The organism is Halobellus ordinarius (genome assembly GCF_031823395.1).
Taxonomy (GTDB): domain Archaea; phylum Halobacteriota; class Halobacteria; order Halobacteriales; family Haloferacaceae; genus Haloquadratum; species Haloquadratum ordinarius.
This window is the reverse complement of sequence record NZ_JAVQKJ010000011.1, coordinates 106,478-130,296: the sequence shown is the minus strand read 5'-3', so window position 1 is coordinate 130,296 and position 23,819 is coordinate 106,478. Positions and strand designations below refer to the sequence as shown.

Below are 23,819 nucleotides of genomic sequence, written 5' to 3'. Positions count from 1 at the left end.
CGTATGGTACGCACAGCACTCGTCACTGGAGCCAGTGGCGGCATCGGCCGAGCTATAGCTCGAAATCTTGGTAGGGACCACAACGTCCTCGTCCATTACCACGAGAGTGAGGCAGACGCGGCGGAGGTGGCAAAAGATGTCCGTGAGGGCGGGCAACAAGCTATCACCCACCAGTGCGACGTTGCTGACCCAGACGCCGTCTCGAGGATGGTTGCACGGGCCGCCGAGGAACTCGGCCCAATTGATGTCCTCGTCAACAATGCAGCGCTCATCTTCCGCAGGGATCTGCTGGAGGCATCTCCCGAGGATGTCCGCCGGACCCTCTCGGTCAATCTAGAGGGACAAATGAATTGCGCACGCGAGGTACTACCTATGATGCGTGATCGTGGAGGTGGGCAGATCGTGAATCTCTCCTCGACCGCGGGGACTCGCGGAAGTCCTTCGGACCCCGCCTATGGAGCCTCGAAGGGCGGCGTCGTCGGATTCACCAAGTCGCTGTCGCGCCAGCACACTGAAGACGGCGTGTTCTCGAACGTCGTCGCCCCAGGGCCGACCGACACCGAAATGTTTCCCGAACACCGCCGTCCGGGGGCCCGTGAGCAACTCCCGATCGGAAGCTTGCTCAAACCCGCCGAGATTGCGGAGGCTGTCCGCTTTTTTGCGGAGACGACATCTATCTCCGGAGAGGTTATCGAGGTGGACGCAGGGATGAACCCGTGATCAACCACCGAGAGGACCTCATTTTCCAGCTAGGGCGAACAGAGGGATCATAGGAGTGGGACAGTAATCCACCGGTATTAATTTATATTCGAAGACAGATAGTTCAGTTACACAACTATGAAAGCGCCTGCCAAGGATACGGATCGCTATTGGGAGGATGTTGAGGAAGGAGAGACCTGGACCGTCGAGGATGCCCGGACCGTCACTGAAGCTGATATCATTAATTTCGCCGGTGTCTCAGGGGACTTCCATCCCGCCGTAGTGAGCAAGCCCTATGCGGAGGAGAAGTTCGGCGGGCTCATTGCTCACGGCCACCTCATCGTCACGCTCACCGAGTCCATCGTCGCCGATCTCAACCCTAAAGCGTTCACTTACGGCCACGACAGCGTCCGATTCCCGAACACGACGATGGTCGATGATACCCTGACCGCTCACCGTGAGGTTGTTAACACGAAGATTCACGACGACGACTTCGGCCGGGTCGACTACCAGTATAAGGCCGAGAACCAGGATAACGACACTGTCTGTGTGTTCGAGCACCTGACGCTTGTCGACCGGCGTTCGGTGGACTGACCTGGCGGCGTGATCCTGGAAAAATTCTGTATTCCAACAACGTCGAAAAATAATCACACCTAGGAGTAAACGGAATGGTAACGTTCCAGCACCCCTGCGAGAGGATCCTCCGGTAGAATCGTTCTTCGATATTTTTGAGAGGGAGACGCTGGCTTTGTGTTTTGATTTCGGCTTCGAAACGACCAATCGTGGATAGAGCCCGAGATGTACTGTGCGGTACGCTGTGAATACTACATACTTTCACGGCCGCCTCTAACGTACGGCGTCTCGGCAACTGTCGCTCGTATCTCGACTGGTTCATGTCGTTCGACGCTCGGCTTACCCGAATCGTCGCCCCAGACGAACGTTACTTCGGTGCCCGGTTCGGCGTGTTCTGTATCAACGGTGGAAACCGAGAGGAACTCTCGCTCGTAATAGAGATAACCCGGATATTTTGAGATTCCGATTACTTCGCCATCCTTGCGGATCTCGTCGTAGTGCATAGTGGACCACCGGTTCGGTATTTCCGGGAAGTCGATGAATTTGTTTGTCTTCCCTTCTCTGAACAGCGAGGCGAAGACATCGATCACGTCATCGGAGTCCCAGACAAGTGTGACCCGCTCTCGACGCTGGTCGTCGATCATCTCCGCGAGTGCCTCCTTTCCGACGAAATTATGATCAAAGTCGACAAGATGCGATTGAGCTCGCTCCATCGGCGTCATATAATAATCGGTGATGTCATCCGAGTCGAAACTCCCTCCGAGTGATAGCCTAGCTTCGAGGGAGTCCGCACCGAGCCACTCCCGATAGCCTTTCAGATCTTCGTGTTCATAGATTGCTGGGACTGAGAATGCGAACCAGCCCTGTCCGATCTTCCCAGTTTTGTAAGCATGCCGTCCCATTTGCCGGATGCCGTAGTCCTGTCCCACCTCGAGGATCTTGTCAAGAACGTCATCGTGTGCCTCGTACGGTCCGAAGATCTCCAGACCGGGGAACGCCGCCATACCGTGCCCCAGCGCGAAGGTCTCGGTGCCGCCGATATCGATCATATCCATCTCGAAAAACGAGATGTCCGGAAGTGTGCCGTCGACGACTTCTTCCATAACATCGAGTGCATTCGGGCCCTGGATTTGGAATCGGAACTCCGGCGGATCATTGTCGTCGAACATATGATAGAGAACTTCCGTTCGCGCGTCGAAATCGCCAGTTTCCGCGTTGTACCGGATCCAGTTGTTTATGGTCTCAGTTCCGACTAGGGTAAATTCGTTCTCACCAACATAAAACAGGATGTTGTCCCCAATGACGTAACCATTCGGATTACAGACCAAGAGATCCAAAGCCTGGGGTGGGTCTTCGTTCCGGATCCTGTCGAAGTCGTTTACTCCCAAGTAGGCTAGCAAGTCGACCGCTTCCGGTCCCTCAATCCGGATGACCTCCATATGATAGGACTGATCGACGACTGCACAAGTTTCGCGAACGGCCCGCTGCTCTTCAATCCAGTGCGTGTACTCGTCGGGAAACACATATGGCTCCCAATCGACCCCGTTGGTCCGGAACCACTGTGCGACACTGTCTTGAGATTGGAGTACCTCCTCAAGGGTATTGTCGCCCATATGCATTGGGACGATTAGAATAATATAAAAATACCGATTAAGATGTTCTTCATAGCAAGGGTGTCAACTTCAGCAGAGAGAATTACGGTATAGTTACTGTAAAATAGCTCAGTCTTCCAGTCTTCGGTGAAGTAGACGTGCTAACTCGTCATCTGAGTATGCTGTTGGATCAAGCGCTTCGTCAACTGCATAATCAACTGCATCAGCGACACTCTCTAGATCGTTCTCCACGGCAATTTTAGCCAGTTTACTGGTTGTTTCTTCCGAAATCATAATCGTCGTATGCCCTTCTGGAGACATAGAAAGACATCCGATCCAAATTACCGTAAGCCGGTGGTGCAGAAGTCCTCACAAGGAAGTGGTAGAACGAATCTGATGTGACTACGACCAGCTCCCTCCTACCGGATAACGCTACGGTCGAACAGTTCTTCAAAACACTGGACACCAAACAACGGCACTGTTCAAACAGCTTGATCTGTCTCGTTTCTCACCGACTATCCCGGGTTCGCCCCCGATCCGAGGGGGCAAACACGGGTTCACGGGCCACCAAAACTGTTGAAAGGCGTCATTCACTGCTTCTATCACGACATCTACAGTCCTCGTCCAATGGCGCGAGAACTCTACAACGAGGATGTCTGGCAGCGGTATGGCTTCGAGAGTCCGCCGTCCCGGCGGGCACTCTCGCGGTTCATTGCTGACTTCGAACTTGGCGCGGAGAACGTGTTCATCGACTTAGTCCACGAGTTTGCCGAACAGGTACCGCTCGGCAAGCTCTTCCGTATCGACGGCACAGACATTCCCGTTGGTCACCGTGACGAGGACGGTGAGTGGAACTACGATCACGCTGAAGATGACTACTATTACGGCTGTTGTGTCGTGACCGCCGCCAACAATATCCCCGTCGCAGCAGCGTTCACTCCAGCGAAGAAAGTCGATCAGGAGACAGCGATGCGCGTGACGCACTCACTCGAAAGCCTACGCTGGATGATTGGTGACGCCGAGTTTGATATGCTGGAGTGGCACGACCACCTGCTGGCGCAGGTGGTTGTGCCGATTATTCCGCACAACCCACGGAACACGAACGATCCGCTTGATATTGACTACCGCGTTGAGGAACGGATTAAAGAGCACAGCGACACGGTGCGTCTCTGACAGAAACAGCTTGAAGAAACGTATTCGTACCGCTCACAGGTTGAAACAGCAATCGGCGTCTGTAAAGATCTCGGCCTCGGGCCCACGGGGTCCCGAGGTCGAGTGAGAGTCAAAGCACACGTCTTCCTCGCTCTTTGTCTCCACTTGGCCGTTGCACTCGGTATCATCATCGAGGAAATGATATCTCTAGCCCCACAATCACGCTATGAGAACACTTCTGTCCCACCGCCTTACCGTATATTTACTGTACGCTAAGCTTGACCCCCCCTCCTGTACCATAATATATAAGTATCTTCATTATAAGCGTAAGATATGGTGCGTGACAACCATAGTCGTGCAGGTAACGGGTTCTTCAATCGTCGACGGTTTTTGAAAAAATCCACAGCGCTAGCGACAGGATCCGCTATGATGCTGGCTGGTTGCGGGGGTGGCGATCCTGATGAAAACGGAAACGGTGCGCAGACGGAAGAACAGACGACAGCACAGACGACAGGGCAGACGACAGCACAGACTGGTGGAGTCGATCTGAGCGGAACAAAAATCACATACTGGAATGTGTTCGGTGCTCAGAGCCGTGCTGCGACTCGGTGGGCTCAGAATATTGTTAACCGGGTGTCTGCGCGTACCGGCGCACAGATTGAGGTCAACTACACCTTGCCAGCGGCGTTCGTCCTTGAGAAGTGGCGAAACGCTTTCGACCAGGGGAACCACCCGGTGGTTTACGATTCCTCGACGGCGCTAGACGTGTTCTTTTTCAACAGGGATGATCTCACACCACTGAGCGAACTCCCAGCTGGTCCCGGGCGGGATACCCCGCTAGACCCCACAATTCGGGAGGGAATACAGCCACTTGTCGATATCGCGAAATCGAGCATCTTCGACAAGTATGGTGGTGATATTTGGGAGATTCCGGTCCAGTTCCACGTTTTCTCTCCGTTCCTGGGGCGGCGTGACCACTTCGAACAGGCGGGTCTGGACTTCGAGAGTGACTTTCCCCCAGACGACTACGAGCACCTCATTGACGTGGCGACTACTCTCCAAGAGGACGGCCCAGGCGACTTCGGCTACAATATTTTCGGCGACGCCGGCGATGTTATGGATACCATCCTCCCGCTGTGGCCGCTCAACCGCGCCGGTCCCGAGGAGGGTCATGTATTGGGACCCGACTGGGAGACGGTTAATTTTGACAACGAAGTCTGGAAGCAGGCTACGAGGGATTATGTCGACATTTACCGAGAACACGGTCTTTCGAACGATAACACGCCAAACGAGGCCGACGAGACATCGGTGCCAGCTATTTCCAACGGCACCTGGAGTATGACTCAACCATCCTACACTATTCACCCGAACCTACGGCAGACTGCGCCCGATATGCTAGAGGACGGCACAATCCAGTGGGCACCTTCGTGGTCTTTCGACGGCAACCCGTCTGGATTGCTCTCCATCACGGGATCGTTCGGTATCACCTCGCCCCCCGACGGCGCCGACGAAGAAGAATGGAGAAAAAAGCAGATGGTCGCCGTCGAACTCGTCAACGAGTTCCTCAAAGAAAGCAACCAGATGGAAGTCCCTGCGAGCACTGGCCAGATGCCTGCCCGAGTCGATTTACACGATCAGCTTGAGAGCAAAGCGCACAACGGCATCTCCGCGCAACTAGAGATGTTCGAAACCACCGACGAGACGTTTGTCGCCCACGAGAACGCCTTGTTTATGTATTATACGGGCACTATTTCGCACTTCCAGAACGCGCTGCGCGGTGAAATATCCCCCGAGGAGGCCTGCAACCGCGCCGCCGCTGACACGCGCGATCAGATTGGTCTGTAAGTTGCCGGGACACGTTTTTATTTGATTATTATGAGTACATCAAACTTCGCTGAGCGTCTTCGAACTGAACGACTGGAGAGGTACCGTGAGACCCTAGAGGAGTATTGGTTCGACTACCTTCTGGTCTTGCCCATCCTAGTGCTCATTGTTGGTGTCCTGTGGGCGCCTTTTCTGCGGGGTGTCTGGATTAGCTTCCACCACTGGACTTCCGCTGGGAAGGAGGCCTGGATTGGCCTCGGCAATTACCAGTATCTCTGGCAGTGGGAGGCGTTCTGGGTCGGTCTTCGCGCGACGGCCATCTACGGTATGTCGACTCTCATTCAGCTCGCGCTAGCGCTCGCGGCCGCTTTGCTGGTCTGGGATATGGACCATGGGAAAGCCATCCTCAGCGGTATCTTTCTGTTGCCATACACGATGCCGCAGGTCGTTACCGGCACCATCTGGATGTTCCTGCTGGAGCCCAGTTTCGGACCGGTATTCACGTTGGCCGTCGACTTCGGGCTTCTTGATTCGGCCATCGCCTGGCCGAGCCAGGGATCGGCGGCAATCGCCGTCGTGACGTTGGTCGCCGGCTGGACATTCTGGCCGTTTATGTTCCTCATTTTTATGGCAACACTGGAAAGCCTGCCCAAAGAATACTACGAGACCGCCCGCATCTACGGCGCCAATCGCGTACAAACGTTCTGGAACATCACGCTGCCACAGTTGAAGAGTGCTATTCTTGTGGCAGTGAGCCTGCGGGTCATCTGGAACTTCTCGAAGGTAGCCCAGCCGTTGCAGATGACGGGGGGTGGCCCCGGCTATGAGACATCGTTGCTACCCATTTTGATGTACCGTATTGCGTTCAACAACTTCCGTCTCGGCCGCGCGTACGCGGTCGGAATTGTACTGCTAGCCTTGGTCATTGGGTTCGCGTTCCTGTTCATACGCGAATTTGAGCGCCAGAGTGGGGATGTTGACCTATGAGTACGCGCACGCCCTTCGTCAGCAGGAAGCGACTGTACGACCTGGGATTCGTCCTCGGAAAATATTTGCTCTTGTTATTCTTTTTGTCCATCATCGTTCCTCCATTCGTGTATGTCGTATCTGTGTCGTTACGCACGCCCGAGGCCATATGGGAAATCACACTCATCCCAGACACTATTACATTCCAAAACTATGCGAACGTATTCGACGAGTTTTCGGACCCGCTGGTTGACAGCTTTCTTATCGCCACCGGGACGGCTCTAATCTCGATGGCTATCACTATCCCAAGTGCCTACGCTATCGGCCGCAAACAGTTCCCAGGGCGGAAGGCGGCGTTCTACACTATTATTTTGGCGCTGTTGTTCCCCCACATCCTGCTCATAATTCCCATATCAGATATCTGGAACGCTATCGGCATCTACAATACTATCCCCGGACTGTGGCTGGCCTACCAACCTTTTGTGACACCGTTCTCGCTGTGGATTCTACGGGACTTCTTCGAGAACCTCCCGCCAAACCTCGAGGAAGCCGCACAGGTGTACGGCTGCACGGAGTTTACGGCATTCATCCGAGTTATTTTGCCTATTTCAGCACCTGCCGTGGTTGCCGTCGGATTTCTGGCGTTCCTTGCCGGTTGGAACGATTTCTTATTCGCAAATTTCCTGACGACTGGAACCGGTGTGGAGCCGGCAACGGTCGTTCTGTTCAAGAATGTCGGCGGGGAACTCCAGTTTTGGGAAAATCTGACCGCTCAGGCGCTAGTCGTTGGAGTCCCTCCCGCGGTGTTATATATTGGCGCACGACGGTACCTCGCGAAAGCGTTCGCTGTCTAACGCTGATTTCCCTACACTCAAGGTTTTTCCACACGGTTCGTGGCGTTGACTGCTGTTCATCCGGTTCGTTCCAGCACAACAGTGCCTCAAGTTATGCCAGTCCGCTGGCGCCCTCGCTATCGATGACGACTCGATCAGTGCGGCGCCGTTCGATGAAATCCCAGTCGATATCGACGCCCAGACCTGGTTTGTTCGGGACACGGACGTGGCCCTCGTCGTCGATAGCCTCGACATCCTCGAGGAACCCCTGGTCAGCCATCCACTCAATTTTCGGATGGAGAAGCCCTTTTTCGAAGTAGTTCGTGTTACGGATAGCGCTCATACAATGGAGATGGGAAGGTCCCCCCACGTGGAACTCGATGTCGACGCCGAATGACTCCGCAAGGTGAGCAGTTTTCATCGCACCCGTGATACCTCCATTGGAGTGGGCGTCGCCGCGGACGTATTCGAAGACATCCTCGGAAATGTAGTTGGCGAAACCGTATGGCCCGGTCCTGGAGTGCTCTAGGCCCAACAGCGGCGTGTCAAGTTGTTCCGCGAGGCGCCGGGCCATATGGAGGCTCTCGCCGGCGTCGGACATAGGATCCTCATAAAAGAAGAAGTCGTGTGCATCGAGGACACGCCCGACTTCTAGCGCCTCTGCGTAGGTGCGGTACTCGTTGGCTGGGTCCAACATCAGGTCCATCTCGTCGCCCAGCGCATCTCCGACGGCGTTGCATATCTCGATATCGCGTTCGGGATTGCCAGTCGGATGTATCTTATACGCTGGGTACCCGCGGTCACGGACCTCCTCGCCAAAGGCGACGTACGTTTCTGGGTTTGAGAGACCGTCGGGTTGATCGTCGGCCATATAGGTCGAGGCGTACGCGGGCACCCGGTCGCGGTACCCGCCCAGAAGCGTGGAGACGCTCGCGCCGAAGTGTTTGCCAGCGAGGTCCCATAGTGCCATATCGATAGGGCCCACTCCAAGGTGATCTGTCGTCCGGAAAGCTCGCCAGAGGTCGTTCCAGATTGCCTCTCGCTCGAGGGGATCACGTCCGAGCAGGAACTCCGCGGCGGCCATCTTTACCTGTGCAACCATCGGCGGGACGAACATAAACCCGCGGTAGTGACCCTCTAGCCCATCTGCCGCACGGATGGTCAGGACGAACCCCGGCGGTTCGGCAGTTTTGCCCGGCTCGTACGTCTGGCGGCCGCGGTGAGTGCCGACGTCTTCCAGTTGGTATTCGAATTCATCGATGACGACCTCGCTTATTTGCATAGTCTAAATAAAGGACGGGCCGATCCTTTTTATACCTTACCTCCCGAAACGGGTGGCCTGATCCCCAACTACCATCGCCGGCTACTCCACCGCCCCCTCGTCGACCAGTCGCTCGGTCTCCGCGTCGTCGTATCCCAGTTCGTGGAGTATCTCATCGGTATGTTCGCCGGCCCGGGGCGGTCTTCGCTGGACCTCGGCAGAGGTCTCCGAGAGGTCCGCGGGCGTGCCAGTGGTCATAAACGTACCCTCCTCGGGGTGATCCACCTCAATTATGATGTCGTTATGCTGGACTTGTGGGTGCTTCGCAGCCGCCTCAAAGTCCTGCACACGGGCGGCCCACACGTCGGCCTCGACGAGCGTCGAGAGCAGGTCGTCTGTGGCCTGCTCACGCGTGTACGCCTCCAGCCTATTTTTTATTTCGTCGCGGTGCTTGAACGCTGCGTCGGGACTATCGTACTTAGCGAGGGCCGGCAACCCCAGCACCTCCGCTAGCCGTTCCATAGGCGTCATCGCGATGGCCACGTGGCCGTCGATCGTTTCGTAGATGCCGTAGGGCGCCCCAAGATATTTTTGACCGATCCCCTCCGCGCTGCGTTCGAACTCACGATCAAGATTCAACTCCAGGGTGAACCCCTGGCACTGTGAGTCGATGGCAGAGTCCAACAGGTTCACTTCCACTCTTTGCCCCTCTCCGGTGCGTTCACGGTGGAACAGTGCCACCATAGTGTACAGCGCAACTTGCATCCCGGAGTGTCCGTCGACGACCGGGAACGGGATGGCCGTCGGCGGATCGCCTTTGCGGCCAACCGTGTCGGCTATCCCGGACAGCGCCTGCATCAGCAGGTCCTGACCCGGCCGATCGGCCTCGGGGCCGTCGCTACCGAATCCCGACGCTGAGACGTACACTATTTCGGGGTTGACTTCCTGGACATCCTCGTAGCCCAGCCCGAAGCGGTCCATCACGCCCGGCCGGAAGTTCTCGACGAGGACATCCGCCTCCTCAACGATATCTAGCACCACTGCCAAGCCGTCCTCGTTCTTGAGGTCAACGCCGATGCTACGCTTGCTACGATTGGCGGCGAGCCAAAACGGGCTCTCACCCCGGTACAGTTCGCCGCCGGCCGCGAGCTGCCGGGACCATTCGCCCCCGATACGCTCAATCTTCACGACATCAGCACCAAGATCTCCGAGCTTCTGGGTTGCCCACGGACCCTGGTGTGCAGTGGTGAAGTCCGCGACTGTGATACCCTCTAATGGCTGGGTCATAACAGGCGAGTCTTCGGCACACACGCAAATAAAGATTCATCTGGAGGCAGACGAAGCGGAGCAGCGTGAGTTCCCGCAGTAGTCCCCCCGTCGCCGTAAAAGAATTAAATCCCCAGTGGATCCATTCATTTTGTATGGATTGGACGCCATTGGGATATGACCTTCCCGAACCGGGGTCTGTCGACTCCTTCGACGAGTTCCGGACGGCGTTCTCCTGGACGATACCCGAGGAGTACGACATCGCAACGGCGTCGCTGGACCACCCGCAGGCAGTGCGGGCGCGGACGGCACTGCGTCACGTCGATAGCGCCGGGAGGACCCACGAGTTCACTTACGAGCACCTAGACACAGCCGCGGCGGCCGTCGCCGCGTGGTTGGTCGACTGTGGGGTGAGCGAGGGCGACCGCGTTGCCGTCTCGTTCCCCCAGTCGCCGGAACTGCTGCTTGTCCACCTCGCAGCCTACCGGCTTGGCGCCGTCGTGGTGCCGATCTCGGTCCTGCTGGGGGCTGACTCGCTGGAGTACACACTCGACAACGTGTCGGCCGACCTCTTCGTAGTCGACGAGATGATCCGCGACAGGTTCGAGAATGCGGGCGCCACGCTAGACAGGTCAGCGGCAGTTGTGGCGGTGCCGGCGGATCCCGACAGGTACGGTCCTGGGGGAGCCCACCTCGGTGGCCTCCGATCGGTCGTCAAGCCGAGACGGCGGGGTCCTGATGTTTCCAGCGGCCCAGACGACCCCGCGCTGGTGCTGTACACCTCCGGCACGACCAATCGGCCGAAAGGCGTAGTAGTCGGCCACCGCTACCTCGTGGGCTCGATGCCCGGGTTCCACTGCTGGTTCCACCTATTCGACCCCGCGGAATTCGGCGACCAGTGTGTTTGGACACCCGCTGAGTGGGCCTGGGCCGGGGCGCTATTTGACGTGGTGTTCCCCACGCTCGCCATCGGCGGCACTCTGGTCTCCCGGGAGCGACGCTCCGGCTTCGATCCCGAGGGGGCGCTGGCCTTCCTTAACGAGCAGGGGATCACCCGGTCGTTTATGCCCCCGACCGCACTGCATCAAATACGCGATGCTGTCCCCGATCCGGACACGACACTGCCGAAGCTGTCGGTCGTCCAGTGTGGCGGCGAGCCCCTCAACGAGGATCTCCGGGTGTGGGCGGAGTCAACCTTTGACCTCGTGGTCAACGAGGGATATGGCCAGACTGAGGCTAATGCGTTAGCGGGCGAGTGCCAAGCCCTTTTCGAGCCCCACGAAGGGTCGCTAGGACGGGCTTATCCCGGACATAACCTCCTCGTTATCGACGAAGAGGGGAACCCCCTACCGCCGGGTGAACCCGGCGAACTCGCTGTCGAACTGCCGGACCCGGTAGCATTCTTGAAGTACTGGGACGACCCAGCGGCAACAGAGACAAGACACAACGGTGACCTACTTCTTACGGGTGACACTGTCGTCCTCGACGCGGATGGGTATTTCTACTTCCGGGGCCGGACCGACGATCTGATACTCTCCTCGGGCTACCGGGTTAGCCCGGTTGAGGTTGAGCGTGCACTCGAACGGCACGACGCCGTCGCGGAGGCCGTCGTCGGGGGCGTGCCCGGACCCAAGCGTGGCCAGCGCGTCCGGGCTTACGTCGTCCCAGCGCCCGGCGCAACCATCGAGGGGGCAACGATCGAGCGTCTTCGGGACCTCGTCCGTTCGGACGCCGGTGCTCACAAGGTACCCCACGACATTGAGGTCCTCCCGTCCCCCCCGACGACTCGTTCAGGGAAAGTCGACCGCTCTGCACTGTTCGAAGACGAGGGGTCCTGAGATGTCGCGCGAGCTGCGGACGACCGAACGGAGTCGCGTTAAGTTAGGTACCAATATGGTTGCAGTCACGCGATTTTATTGAAGTGTTCTAGAATGTTGTAGCTGATCGTGTTCTGACGATCAACGGCAAGGAGAACTGAGAAGGCGTATCCTATTTCTCCCGGAGTTACTACCTGTCTTGAGTATATAAATCGGGTTTCTCCAACTCGGAAAATACTCTTGCAGTCTTGCGTTTCTGCCTAACTTAACGCGACCCCGTTCGGGGTCGTGTTTAGTTAAGGATGAAGAGTGAGGCGGTGTGATTTTCTGCTGGTCTATGGCAAAAATCAACCGCCTCAGCGGATGTACAGACTGGATTGATTTGGATTTTGTGGAACGTCAGCGGACACCCGAGCGTGCGATGAAGCTCGGTATTCAACTGCAGTTAGCAGGGTTGTCGCTGTCGAATACCGTCTCTATCCTCGAAGAGTGGGGTGTCAAGCGATCTCGCAAAGCCATCCACGATTGGGTGCAAAAGGCCGATTTACAGCCCACAGAAGGTCGAAGTCCGAATCACGTTGCGGTTGACGAAACTGTGATTCGGATCAACGATCAGCAATTCTGGCTGTATGCTGCCGCCGATCCCGAGACAAACGAGCTGCTGCATCTGCGGTTGTTTGCCACTACAACGACCGCATTAACCGAGATCTTTCTCCGAGAACTTCGCCAGAAACACGATGTTGAATCTGCCGTGTTTCTGGTCGATGGCGCTCAACACCTCCAAACTGCGCTGGCCAGAGCATCGCTCCGATTTCAAACCGAACGAAATGGAAATCGGAACGCCATCGAACGTATCTTTCGAGAACTTAAGCGCCGAACTTCCTCGTTCTCAAACTGTTTCAGCCACGTACAACCTGAAACTGCTGAAAATTGGCCCCAAGCATTTGCTGCCTGGCTTAATGCTTGAAACTAAACACGACCCCGAACGGCACCCCTAGTGTTAATATCGAACCCGGATATGTATGGCTATGATCGACGCTCCAGACAAGGACACCGACAGGTATTTTGAGGACATCGAGGAAGGCGAGGCGTTCACCGTTGAGGAGGCCCGCACCATCACCGAAGCTGACGTTGTCAACTTCGCCGGTGTATCCAGCGATTTCCACCCGCTACATATGAGCAAGACGGCGGCTGAGAAGTCGGAGTTTGGCGCCCGTATTGCCCACGGGAACCTCGTATTCTCCGTGGCGGAGGCCATTGTCGCTGATATGAACCCGAAGTCGTTCTCCTATGGGTACGACAATCTTCGGTTCATCGAACCCGTACTCATTGGGGATACGCTGACCTGCCATCGGGAGGTCGTCGAGGTCGAGAAGCACAACGAGGATCTGGGCCGGGTCGTTTACGCTTACGAGGTTGAGAACGAAGACAATGAGACTGTGCTAGCTTGTCGACACATCACGCTTGTCGAGCGACGGGACGGCGGCTGACGATGCGCCGAGGGTCACGGCAGCGCCTGATCCGCCAGCCGTACGGGGCCGTCTACTCTAGACTATCCCACCAGATCAGCCCCGAACAGTGAGATTGGCGTCGGCTGCCCGGTATCTCGCGGACGATAACGTTCCACTGCTGGCGATGGTTTCGACCGGGTGGCTGTTCGTGCTTGGTACCCGGTTCGTGGTGCCGGCACTGCTGCCGGCCATCCGGGTAGAACTCGGCGTGACCAATGCTATGGTTGGCGGCGCGATGACTCTGCTGTGGCTGACATACGCGCTGATGCAATTCCCCGCCGGCCTGCTAGCCCAGCAGGTGGGCGAGCGCGCCGTGCTCGTGACGAGCCTCGCGGTCGCCGCCGCCGGCGTGTTCGCGTTCGCGACGGCACCGGGGTTCGGCGGGTTTGTTCTCGCCTGTGGGCTGTTCGGGTTGGGAGCTGGGCTGTACTTTCCTCCGGCTACAACCCTCCTGACGGGTGATTCCCAGTCGAGTGGTAGTACAGCGCTCGGAATCACGCTCGCCGCCGGCAACATTGGGGCCGCCATACTTCCGTTCGCCGGTGTGGCAGTCGCCGCCCGATATGACTGGCGACTCGGGGTCGGGTTCGTGCTCCCACTGATGGTGGCGTCTGTGCTCGGGGTCTGGGTAATCGCTCCGGTCCGCTCCATACCCCGGGACCCTGAAGACGACCGCTCGAACGCCCAGATCCGTGCGTTCCTAGGTGCTGTATTCGGTCGCCGCAGAGTGGTAATTCCCGTAGCCGCAATTACATTGCTTACATTTACTAACCAGGGGATAGCGACGTTCCTGCCAACGTACTTAACCGTCGCAAAGGGGCTGCCCCCCGAGACTGCCGCCGCGCTCTACGGCGTGTTCTTCGCAGCCGGCGCGGTTGGCCAGCCGGCCGCCGGCCGCATCGCCACGCGTTTGGGCAGCCGGCGGATGCTCGTGTGGCTCACAGCGTTCCCGGCAGCAGTGCTCGGGATCCTGCCGTTCGTCAAAGGCACGCTATGGCTCGCTGTTGTCGTCCTCCTCATCGGACTACGCGTGGTCGTGACGCCTGTGAACGAGGCCTACGTCATAGAATCATTGCCTCCGGCCATCCGTGGGTCGGGGTACGGACTGTTGCGAACCATCACCCTCGTCCTCAGTGCCTCAGGCTCGATGGCTGTAGGGGCGCTGGCGGACATCGGCTTGTTCGACGCGGCCTTCATTGGTATGGCCGCACTCTCGGGGATAGCTGCGCTGGCGTACGCCCTGCTCCCCCCGGACGAGCGGACGACAGTTTCACCGAGAGAGTCGGCCAAAGGAACCTGACGGGTGGAACCGGTCATAATTTGGCTGCCCGCATACTGACTCGTCAATCGAAGACGTGGCCCTTTCCGGGCACGTATTCGAACCGCTCGTTGAGGTCCGCAGGCATATCAAGCCCAAGCCCCGGCTCCTCAGGGAGAGTGACATATTGGCCGTCGCAATTGAAAGAATCGGGGAGCATCTCCTCACGCAGCGGGTTCGGGAGCTGGCAGTACTCGACGACATCGGTGTTGGTGTCGGCGGCCGCGAAGTGGCAGTTCGCGAGTAGCGAGACGCCGGTCCCCCAAACGTGCATCGCCAGTGGGATGTCGTGGGCGGCGGCATAGCCGCTAATTTTCGCCGTCTCAGCGAACCCGCCGGCGATGGTGACATCCGGCTGGAGCACGTCGACCGCGCCAGTGTCAACGACGTCGCGGAACTCGTGGCGGCCCGTCCGGCTTTCGATGCCGGTCACAGGGATATCGACCGCGTCTCGGACCCGAGCGAACCCATCAAGATTCTCCGCACGGCAGGGCTCCTCGTACCAATAGATTTGGTCGGCGTGCTCCTCTAGCGCGCGCCCAAGGCGGATGGAGTCCTTAACTGGCCAAGGGGATCCCGCGCTGCCCTGGACAGCGTCGAACGCCACTTGGACATCGGGCCCGACCGCATCTAACAGCGCCTCTACGTAGTCGACGTTCGCCATCGGATCACCCAGTGCCCGGACCTTCACGATATCAAACCCGTCTTCAGCGATCGAACGCGCCTGCTCGACACGCTCTTCTAGGGTAGCGGCGATGCCGGCGCTGCCGTACACGCGGACACGCTCCTCTGACCGGCCGCCGAGCAACTTGTACAGCGGAAGTCCGGCGTCTTGGGAGAGTACGTCGTAAATGGCGATCTCGATGGCGCCGATGACACCCAGTGGGAGTGCTCCGCGCGCCCAAAAGAGATTTTGATTATAGAGTTCTTCCCGGAGACCCAAAACGTTCTCTGGATTCCGGCCGACGACCTGCGACCGGAAGGCGTCGACGATACCGGGCACCGCTTCGCTGCCGGTCAACGCGTGGCCGGCTTCGCCCCAGCCGACGAGACCGGTGTCAGTCTCGACGCGTACCAGCGAGGCATCCCAAGACTCGATGGTCCCCGCGGACCACTCCAGTTGTTCGTCTTCAGGATAAACATAGCTCAACAGCACCGCCTCAATATCCGTTATTTCCATCTCAGAACACCTCGAACTCCTCGTAGGCGTTCACGGGATGGACGCCGTCGCGAACGGCGTCTCGGACTTCATCTTCCGTCTCGGCTAGTTCCTCGGCCTCCAGAAGTACCTCCTCGGCTATCTCTCCTGGGACGACGACGACACCGTCGACATCACCGACCACCACGTCACCAGGAGATACCTCGATGCCGCCGACGACGGCCTCGGTGTCCCACTCAAGCAGTTCCCACCGGGGGACGGCGTCGGCGGGCGTCCGGAAGCGGGAAAAAACCGGGAAATCGTTCTGTAAAATATAATCCAGATCCCGCGCTCCGCCATCCAGTACTGCACCCCGGCAGCCGTTTACCATCAAGCACTCGACGGAGAGTTCGCCGATCTGGGCCGAGTCCATCGCGTTCGTCTCGTAAATCACGACGGCGTCTTCGGGGGCGTCCCCGAGCATCTGGAGGATATTCCTGACGTTCTTTTCATTATCAACACTGCGGTTCGGCCGGCCGACACAGGGGTAGGCGATCCCGGCTGTGGTCATATGGTCCTTCAATGGTCCGATACCGGGATCGAGCGTCTGGTCTTCGTATCCTAGGTCATCAAGGACATCGGTAATCGCGCCTGGGTACAGCGATGCGTAACGGTCACACAGATCTGTCGTTGGGATGTCACCCATCATCAGTCAATATTTGCGGCCGGTGGGGCTTAAAACCACCCCGGTCCGCTCGGCGGTGTGCCGCCGAGGATTCTCGCACCGAGAACATCGAGGTCTTTGAGGGAGGCCTCGACGCCTTTCGGCGTCCAGGAGTTGATGACGGCGTTTATGTCGACTCCAGCAGTCCCGCGGTGACTCTCCGTCCGATACCTTCCATCTATCCCGTCACGATAGCGGATTCGCCGGTGTAGTCGTAGTTCGTGGTCCCGCCCTGGTGGTGTTTAGTCAACGGCATTGTGCCAGCGGGCGAAGGCTTGGAGACAGAATTCGGCTGTTTTTGCGTCGACGTGACTGAAGAAGTTCGAAAACGACGAGGTTCGACGTTTGAGTTCGCGGAAGATTCATTCGACAGCATTCCGATTTCCGTGACGACGCATCTGAAATCAGAGTCCTACTATAGTAGCGTTTGCAACTGATTACTCATCCGATCGCACGCTGTCGTGCGATCGTGTGAGCGAAGACTTGCAAACGTTACTATAGGTGAATTGCAGTTTGGAGATGTTGGGCGCCATCGACGAGAAACACGGCAGTTTCAACATCATGTTTCTCGCGCAGTTCCTAGAGGAACATCGCGGTGAGGGCGGTCGTCGTCGTAAACAGTCGCACGTGAAGCAGGTGATTCGTCGCCGAATCAGGGACGGCGTACAGCCAGTATTGCTCGTCGTTGACCCGAATCACGATCTCGTCAAGCGCGATGTGATTCGGGCGTTGGCCCGCGTCGAGCTGTAGATCGGCTTTCTGGACCCAATCGTAGATTGCTTTGTGACTGCGGTGGACACCCAGCCTATTGAGGAAATCAATGGTATTCGACAGCGACAACCCCGCTAAATGCATCTGAATTCCCATAGCCTGCTCGGGTGTCCGCTCGCGGGCAGTGTTCAGATAATACTACTAGTAATGATCGAGTTGCAAATGGAAATCTACGGAGCTACGGCAGTTCTGGCGTCAAATCCAACTACTGAGATACACGAAGACACGGTTACTAACCGTTAGCTTGGTTTATATTATGACCGCCGAAATCAGCTGATAGAGTGGCTCTGAATTCAGTATTACTATCAGTTTCATCTGAACACTGCCCCCTCGCTAGTCCAAAACACTATATCGTCACCGGGGAGGTTTGTTCGGGGAGCAGAATTTCCATAAGTAAACACGACCCACCAAGGCAAGGGGACCATTTATTGATCATCAGTCGTCCTGTACTGTCATGAATCCGTCCGAGCAACTGGTAGTCCCGGAAAAAGATGTTATAGAAGCTTCTGGAGAGCGCGAACTCCCAGAACTCGGGGTCATCGAGCAGATCTGGGATACCGATCCGATTCACCCCGAGGAAATTCCGAACAGGACCGCCGAGGCAGTCGACGCACTTGATTTCGCTGATGTCCCTGACGGCGGCGAGGTCGCCATCGGCGCCGGAAGCCGAGGAATTGCGAATCTGGCCACGATCGTCCGCGGAGTCGTTGACACAGTCAGTGACTCGGGCTACGAACCGTTCGTCTTTCCGGCAATGGGGAGCCACGGCGGGGCGACTGCCGAGGGCCAACGGGAGATGCTCGCCTCGCTCGGTGTCACTGAGGAAACCATCGGCTGTGAGATCCGATCGAGTATGGATGTCGTTGAGGTGAGTAAAACGCCGGATCGCGGTGTCCCAGTCGTGGCTGATAGTCACGCCGCCGCAGCCGACGCTATCATTCCGGTAAATCGGGTGAAACCGCACACGGACTACGACGGCGCCGTCGAAAGCGGCCTCTCGAAGATGATCGTGATCGGGATGGGCAAACAACGAGGTGCGAAGATCGCCCACGAGTGGGCCGTTGATTGGAGCCTGCGGAATATGATTCCGGAAATCACCGGTCAACTACTCGAATCGTTGCCAATCGTCGGCGGCGTCGCTATTGTTGAGGACCAGCACGACGACACCGCCATTATCGAGGGCGTCCCCCCGGCTGGCTTTTTGGATCGAGAGGCGGAGTTACTAGAAACTGCCTACGACATTATGCCGACGCTGCCCTTCGAGGAGATAGATGTCTTGGTCGTGGACGAACAAGGCAAGGACATCAGCGGGCAGGGTATGGATACAAACGTCATCGGCCGGCGTCCGTTCGCGATCCAAGAGCCTGAGCCTGACTTACCCGATATCAAGCGTATCTATACTCGGGGGCTGACGGAGACCACCCACGGCAACGCAATGGGGATGGGATCCGCCGACTTCGTCCACGCTGACCTCTTGGATGAGCTTGAGGCCTCGACAACACTGATTAACGCCATCACGGCGAGCACGACTCGTGGCGTCCGGCTGCCGCCAGTTGTCGAGACAGACCGCGCAGGCATCGTCGCCGCGCTATCGACCATCGGAGTCGTGGAGCCTCAGGACGTGCGCATTCTCCGAGTACGGGACACAATGCGTCTGGGTCAGTTGTACGCTTCCCCCGCGCTCGTCGAAGAGGCGCGGGGCCGAGACGACCTCGCCGTCATCGCCGAAACGGACCCGATCGAGTTCGACGACGGCCAGTTCGTGGCTCCCTCGCCAGGCAGTTGAGTGGGTACATTATCAACATTTAATATCCTCTCAATTCTTCGTCTGTATGATGAAATTCGTTCGGTACACAACAGACGCGTCTCCACAGTGGGGCGTCGAACACGACTCTAAACTCCACCCGCTCTCGGGACTACCCGACGGGCCGCCGGATCTTAGCGATCTGGCGAACCCGTCCTACCGCGCAGCGGTACGGCGTGCGCTCCAAGACGGAGCACTACCCTCGCGGGCAGCAGACGATGTTCGACGCCTGGCGCCCGTCCCTCAGCCCGGACAGATCGTTTGTGTCGGACTCAACTACCACGACCACGCAGAAGAGCAGGACGAGGAAGTGCCCGATCGGCCTCTCCTGTTCGCGAAGTCCCCGTCAGCAGTGACAAACCCCGACGATCCGATCGTGCATCCCGCTGCGACCGACGAGGTCGACTACGAGGTCGAACTCGGGATCGTCATCGGTCGAACCGCTCGCAACGTCGACGCCGCGAACGCGCGCGAGTACGTTGCTGGCTATACCATCGTCAACGACGTGAGTGCGCGGGATGCCCAGTTCGACGACGGTCAGTTTTTCCGTGGGAAGAGTTACGACACCTTCGCGCCAATGGGGCCTGCACTCGTCACAGACGATTCTGTCGATCCGAACACGGTAGACGTCGAACTCCGCGTCAACGGCGAGGTGAAACAGTCATCGAGTACGAAGGAGTTCATCTTCGATGTGGACGAAGTGGTGGAGTATATCAGCGGCATCACTACGCTCCGTCCAGGCGACGTGATCTCGACAGGAACGCCCGGTGGCGTCGGCATCTTCCAGGACCCACCGGACCTGCTCGAACCGGGTGATACCGTCGAAGCGGAGGTCGAGGGTATCGGCGTCCTTGAGAACCCAGTGGTCGCAGCCGAAGGCGACAGGTAGGTCTGTGCCGTCGACCAGCTCTGATCACGATATTGTCACGAACGCGGCAAATGTTATCGACTGCTAGCCAGACGCTCTCGCCATCGATGCTGTCGAGGCAGGCATCGCCGCCGCGCACCCAGAGATGGTGCTCGATGAGACGGTGTCCCTAAACGGGACAACGCTCCGCACCGACAACGCGACCTACGACCTCTCCGGGTTCAGGGAGGTAGTCGTCCTCGGTGACGGGAACGCGACCGGGCACGTTGCGAGCGTTTTGGAGTTGATCTAGGGCGAAATTATCTACGACGGCGTCGTCCTGACGAGCGTCGACACCGACGGTTTCGACGAACCGACAGAGTACTCCGGCGCGCTGGTGGATGAGGCGACTGCAACGCCGGCGACGGAGGCCCGCGCAGCGCTGGCGACGAACGACGTGACGCCGTTTCTACGGGATCGCGACGAACATCTCAGCACCGGAGCGACGGGGACAAATGTGAATGACCTCAGAGTAACGCTCGTTCCCTATGGCGTTTTGGATTGTTGAATTTGATTTATTCAGGCGGAACATATTTTATCATCGGAGAACAAACCGTGGATATGGCCCAGACAAACACGGCTGAAAATCCCATCCAGGCCGCCGAGATCACTGTTGCCGTTCTCAGGGGGCTTAAGGAGATCAACGGCGGTGGGGTCACCGAGCTTGCTGATCACCTTGGTATGTCCAAGAGCCGCGTCCATAATTACCTCACAACGCTACGGCAGGAGGAATACGTTGTCAAGGAGGGGACGACCTACGACGTTGGGTTGCGCCTTGTGGGGCTGGGGACCTACGCTCGCCACCAGCAGGAGATCCATCAAGTCGCAAAGCCGGAACTTGAAATCTTAGCAGAGGAGACTGGCGACCTCGTGAACCTACTTGTTGAGGAGTACGGCAAAGGTATATATCTTCATCGTGAACAGGGTGAGAACGCTGTGGAGGTTGACTCTTACACGGGCCACCGCGTCCACCTTCATAACACGGCTCTCGGGAAGGCAATCCTGGCGGAACTGCCTCACGAACGGGTTGAGGAGATCATCAATCAACACGGTCTCCCGGCGACGACTGAGAACACCATTACTGAGCGCGACGAGCTGTTTGATCGGCTTGATCAAGTCCGCGAACAAGGTGTTGCTTTTGACGACGAGGAACGTCTTCCAGGTCTCCGCTGTGTCGCCCACGCCGTTACCGACAACGATGGAGAGGTCCACGGCGCCATCAGCGTTTCAGGTCCCTCTAGTCGGATGCAGGGAGACCGGTACGAGGAAGATATTCCTCAGAAGCTAGAGGAAGCCACGAACATCGTGAGCCTCAATATGAGCTACTCGTAAGCCGTCATAGTATCTCCTGACAGCGGTTGGTCTGCCAGTTATGTTATATGAATTATGTTCTATTATAGAACACTAACTTGATAATGTGACGAGTGGATTATTTCATTTTGGAAGGCATACATAATTAGATTAATGAAACGTTTTATTATTAGCTCAACGAGTAATAGCAGATAAGATAAGCGAGACGTTAAAGTCTCGTAATGACTTTTGATGCTCAGAGTCTGTCGCCTCCAGTGGATCCAATATCGATAATGTAACGCTTGATGCGGTCGTTGGAAATTATAGTAGTACACAAACTGTCCAAGCCACTGGGCGACAGCAGTCTGACTGCCGACCCACGAATTATGGAAGCGGTCAACTCTCATTTTGAGGGTGTGAAACCATTTTTCGATGAGGCTTCGATCAACGTAGTCAAGATGACCGCTCAGATCTAATCGAAAGAGGGCAGTCAGGTATCCATAGCCATCGACCAGAAATTCAGTATTTGAGAGATCGTGTTTTTCGGCGAGCTGCTCAAGAAACTCTGTTACTGGATCGGTACCTCGTCGGTCGAAGAGGTTGACACCGAGTAGTAGCTTTGAGTCGAGGTCTATTGCAGCGTACACCCAAGACAATATATTTCTGATATTAGTAATATAAATATTAGAAGAGGAATGGGGTTGATTCAGTAAATAGGGTTTTGTACACCCTTTTCCGAAACGAGGTAAGGGGAGTCGTTCACTGCAGTTGACCGTGGATCTTTGCCCGGGTGACCGACTGCAGGGGATGGGACAGAGTGTCGTTGGTACAGGCCGCAAGAAATCAGCGTTAGGTTATATTCACTACTCCATCACAGGCCTTTCGTGGGCCGATATTCCGACCGCCCTTCCAGCACATCAGATTGATCCTGATCAACATCACAGACTTTTATAAATGGCTGGACTTCCTGCCTCACTTCTATGAGCAAGCGGGAATCATCGCTTGTGTGAACGCGCCCTATGAGCGGGCTGATATATCGATTATGCCCTTATGCGAGACACATTCATTGATGAATTCTTTCAATAGGTAGCGGGGAATTCGTGGAAGACTATATCTGGACACAGACACTCTGCGTCTTATCCCTGCAAATTCAATCCGTCTGCTCGTATGGGTACAGACATCAAACAGAATCGATCTTGCTGAGTGCTTCTGTTGCGATATCGCCTAACTCACCAGCTTCGATATGCGAGTACCTCTCACGAATCATCTCCTCCGAATTGTCGAGATATCGGGCAGCCACGGTGTATCCGAATGCCCGAACAAGAACCTCACCCATCCCCCGGCGACCGCCGTGCGGTGCTAAATACTCGTGTTTTGGATGATCGACATCGATCTCCGTGGCTTCCGTGAGTCGCTTGAGGGTCGACCGTGCCCCGTCCGTCGTAATCGACGGCAGGCGGATATCCTCGTCGAGCGCCAGCAGGAGGTCGCGAGCGTATTCCTCACGTCGCTCTTCAATCACATCCGGATGTGCCCCACAATCAGCTAGCTCTTCCTGTACGAATCCTGCAAGCGTCCGCTGGTCGAGTGTCGGGAATACAGGCCATCGTTCCGTCGGCGGGTCCATCAGTTTCCGGTAGCTCCGCAACGGGGAGATAACGGGGTCGGGGAGAGGAGCAGCATCCCACTGCTGTTTCTTCCGATAGACGTCCATACTCCTGTCGTCAAGGGAGAGGTCCTCCCAGCGGACGCCACGGCGTCGCGGGTCGTCGGGGTCTCGGAGGAGTTCACCCACGCGGACAGCCGTATACGCGATGACGAACACCAGAGCCCGGTCACGAGCCGCCTTCAGCGCCGTATACCGGGCTCGTTGCTTGTCGAGTGGACCCACGTCATCGGGAAGGGTGGTGTATGCCTCGATGGCCTCACGCGCCTGCTCGTCTACGTGCCGTGTGAGAGCGTGGCGCTGCTCGGGCGTCCGGGCCTGCTGGTCACCAGGCTTCCGGCCGTCGTCGTCAGGCAGCGGCGCTGTCGCGCTCGCTCGCTGAGCGTAGTGTGCTTCGAGATACCCCTCGTTGACGCACCAGCCACACCACGCCGAGATGTAGGCGCAGTAGGTCTGGACTGTGTTCTGCTTGAGTCCGGTCACCAGAAGGGTGCCGAGCGTACTCACGAAAGACTCGCTCGTCAAGGTCGACAAAGGTCGGGGGCGGTCGACGTCCTCGGGAGTGATCTCGGTCCAGTCTTTGTCGCCGCGCTCACCGGCGGTCCATTCCGCAAATCGGTCGAGTTCGTGAGTGGCGATGCGGCGGTAGTTACCACCCTCGCCACCGCGGCCCTTGTCCGGCAGGTAGCACCCGAAGGAGCGTCACA

20 protein-coding genes and 4 pseudogenes are annotated in these 23,819 nt (G+C 57.3%); 15 read left to right on the top strand and 9 right to left on the bottom strand.

The window, feature by feature from the left end; translation table 11 throughout:
- Window positions 1-3: 3 nt before the first annotated feature.
- Complete coding sequence (locus RJT48_RS16685; RefSeq protein ID WP_311173469.1) at window positions 4-720, top strand: SDR family NAD(P)-dependent oxidoreductase; 717 nt, start codon at window positions 4-6, stop codon at window positions 718-720.
- A gap of 117 nt (window positions 721-837) precedes the next feature.
- A complete protein-coding gene (locus RJT48_RS16680) occupies window positions 838-1,293 on the top strand; it encodes a MaoC family dehydratase (protein WP_311173468.1) in 456 nt (151 codons plus the stop codon).
- Window positions 1,294-1,523: 230 nt separating this feature from the next.
- Here RJT48_RS16680 and RJT48_RS16675 read toward each other — a convergent pair whose 3' ends face one another.
- On the bottom strand, window positions 1,524-2,885 hold the full coding sequence (locus tag RJT48_RS16675) for a hypothetical protein (RefSeq protein ID WP_311173467.1): 1,362 nt from the start codon (window positions 2,883-2,885) through the stop codon (window positions 1,524-1,526).
- A 108-nt stretch (window positions 2,886-2,993) separates the two neighbouring features.
- Window positions 2,994-3,158 carry a hypothetical protein gene (locus RJT48_RS16670; protein WP_311173466.1) on the bottom strand — a complete coding sequence of 55 codons (165 nt, stop codon included), beginning with the start codon at window positions 3,156-3,158 and terminating at the stop codon, window positions 2,994-2,996.
- A gap of 333 nt (window positions 3,159-3,491) precedes the next feature.
- Here RJT48_RS16670 and RJT48_RS16665 point away from each other — a divergent pair.
- The 4 genes and pseudogenes from RJT48_RS16665 (at window position 3,492) to RJT48_RS16650 (ending at window position 7,660) form a co-directional block, all read left to right on the top strand.
- Window positions 3,492-4,292, top strand: a pseudogene (locus RJT48_RS16665) (transposase).
- Between the two features lie 57 nt (window positions 4,293-4,349).
- The gene (locus tag RJT48_RS16660) at window positions 4,350-5,861 is read left to right on the top strand and encodes an ABC transporter substrate-binding protein (protein ID WP_311173464.1); all 1,512 of its coding nucleotides are present in this window, start codon (window positions 4,350-4,352) and stop codon (window positions 5,859-5,861) included.
- Between the two features lie 30 nt (window positions 5,862-5,891).
- Window positions 5,892-6,827 (top strand): carbohydrate ABC transporter permease, encoded by a 936-nt coding sequence (locus RJT48_RS16655; protein WP_311173463.1) that lies wholly within the window; start codon window positions 5,892-5,894, stop codon window positions 6,825-6,827.
- Entirely contained in the window at window positions 6,824-7,660 is an 837-nt protein-coding gene (locus tag RJT48_RS16650; protein ID WP_311173462.1) for a carbohydrate ABC transporter permease, read from the top strand. The genes RJT48_RS16655 and RJT48_RS16650 overlap by 4 nt, the downstream gene beginning before the upstream one ends.
- A 91-nt stretch (window positions 7,661-7,751) precedes the next feature.
- Here RJT48_RS16650 and RJT48_RS16645 read toward each other — a convergent pair whose 3' ends face one another.
- Together RJT48_RS16645 and RJT48_RS16640 are read right to left on the bottom strand one after the other, a co-directional pair.
- Window positions 7,752-8,921 carry an enolase C-terminal domain-like protein gene (locus RJT48_RS16645; RefSeq protein WP_311173461.1) on the bottom strand — a complete coding sequence of 390 codons (1,170 nt, stop codon included), beginning with the start codon at window positions 8,919-8,921 and terminating at the stop codon, window positions 7,752-7,754.
- Window positions 8,922-9,002: 81 nt separating this feature from the next.
- The gene (locus RJT48_RS16640; RefSeq protein WP_311173460.1) at window positions 9,003-10,187 is read right to left on the bottom strand and encodes a CaiB/BaiF CoA transferase family protein; all 1,185 of its coding nucleotides are present in this window, start codon (window positions 10,185-10,187) and stop codon (window positions 9,003-9,005) included.
- A 134-nt stretch (window positions 10,188-10,321) separates the two neighbouring features.
- On the opposite strand from RJT48_RS16640, the gene RJT48_RS16635 reads away from it, so the two are divergent.
- The 4 genes from RJT48_RS16635 (at window position 10,322) to RJT48_RS16620 (ending at window position 14,794) form a co-directional block, all read left to right on the top strand.
- A complete protein-coding gene (locus RJT48_RS16635; RefSeq protein WP_311173458.1) occupies window positions 10,322-12,004 on the top strand; it encodes an AMP-binding protein in 1,683 nt (560 codons plus the stop codon).
- Between the two features lie 316 nt (window positions 12,005-12,320).
- Complete coding sequence (locus tag RJT48_RS16630) at window positions 12,321-12,950, top strand: IS6 family transposase (protein ID WP_311173457.1); 630 nt, start codon at window positions 12,321-12,323, stop codon at window positions 12,948-12,950.
- 61 nt (window positions 12,951-13,011) lie between these two features.
- Window positions 13,012-13,473 (top strand): MaoC family dehydratase, encoded by a 462-nt coding sequence (locus tag RJT48_RS16625; protein ID WP_311173456.1) that lies wholly within the window; start codon window positions 13,012-13,014, stop codon window positions 13,471-13,473.
- A 94-nt stretch (window positions 13,474-13,567) separates the two neighbouring features.
- Entirely contained in the window at window positions 13,568-14,794 is a 1,227-nt protein-coding gene (locus RJT48_RS16620) for an MFS transporter (protein ID WP_311173455.1), read from the top strand.
- Between the two features lie 43 nt (window positions 14,795-14,837).
- Here the strand turns inward: RJT48_RS16620 and RJT48_RS16615 are convergent, their stop codons facing one another.
- From RJT48_RS16615 to RJT48_RS16605, 3 genes and pseudogenes are all read right to left on the bottom strand, one after another.
- Window positions 14,838-15,992 carry a mandelate racemase/muconate lactonizing enzyme family protein gene (locus RJT48_RS16615; protein ID WP_311173454.1) on the bottom strand — a complete coding sequence of 385 codons (1,155 nt, stop codon included), beginning with the start codon at window positions 15,990-15,992 and terminating at the stop codon, window positions 14,838-14,840.
- 1 nt (window position 15,993) lies between these two features.
- Window positions 15,994-16,656 carry an RraA family protein gene (locus RJT48_RS16610; RefSeq protein WP_311173453.1) on the bottom strand — a complete coding sequence of 221 codons (663 nt, stop codon included), beginning with the start codon at window positions 16,654-16,656 and terminating at the stop codon, window positions 15,994-15,996.
- Window positions 16,657-16,916: 260 nt separating this feature from the next.
- Window positions 16,917-17,577 (bottom strand): annotated as a pseudogene (locus RJT48_RS16605) (transposase domain-containing protein).
- A 322-nt stretch (window positions 17,578-17,899) separates the two neighbouring features.
- On the opposite strand from RJT48_RS16605, the gene RJT48_RS16600 reads away from it, so the two are divergent.
- The 5 genes from RJT48_RS16600 (at window position 17,900) to RJT48_RS16580 (ending at window position 21,488) form a co-directional block, all read left to right on the top strand.
- Entirely contained in the window at window positions 17,900-19,231 is a 1,332-nt protein-coding gene (locus RJT48_RS16600; protein ID WP_311173452.1) for a nickel pincer cofactor-dependent isomerase, group 22, read from the top strand.
- Window positions 19,232-19,280: 49 nt separating this feature from the next.
- Window positions 19,281-20,138, top strand: a complete 858-nt coding sequence (locus tag RJT48_RS16595; RefSeq protein ID WP_311173451.1) for a fumarylacetoacetate hydrolase family protein — start codon at window positions 19,281-19,283, stop codon at window positions 20,136-20,138.
- A gap of 82 nt (window positions 20,139-20,220) precedes the next feature.
- Entirely contained in the window at window positions 20,221-20,409 is a 189-nt protein-coding gene (locus tag RJT48_RS16590) for a DUF4147 domain-containing protein (protein ID WP_311173491.1), read from the top strand.
- A 6-nt stretch (window positions 20,410-20,415) separates the two neighbouring features.
- Window positions 20,416-20,664, top strand: a complete 249-nt coding sequence (locus RJT48_RS20820) for an MOFRL family protein (RefSeq protein ID WP_311173490.1) — start codon at window positions 20,416-20,418, stop codon at window positions 20,662-20,664.
- A gap of 53 nt (window positions 20,665-20,717) precedes the next feature.
- The gene (locus RJT48_RS16580) at window positions 20,718-21,488 is read left to right on the top strand and encodes an IclR family transcriptional regulator (protein WP_311173450.1); all 771 of its coding nucleotides are present in this window, start codon (window positions 20,718-20,720) and stop codon (window positions 21,486-21,488) included.
- A gap of 245 nt (window positions 21,489-21,733) precedes the next feature.
- Here RJT48_RS16580 and RJT48_RS16575 read toward each other — a convergent pair.
- Window positions 21,734-22,099: pseudogene (locus tag RJT48_RS16575) on the bottom strand (transposase domain-containing protein); the annotation flags it as partial.
- Between the two features lie 527 nt (window positions 22,100-22,626).
- Window positions 22,627-23,796, bottom strand: a pseudogene (locus tag RJT48_RS16570) (tyrosine-type recombinase/integrase).
- Between the last annotated feature and the right edge of the window lie 23 nt (window positions 23,797-23,819).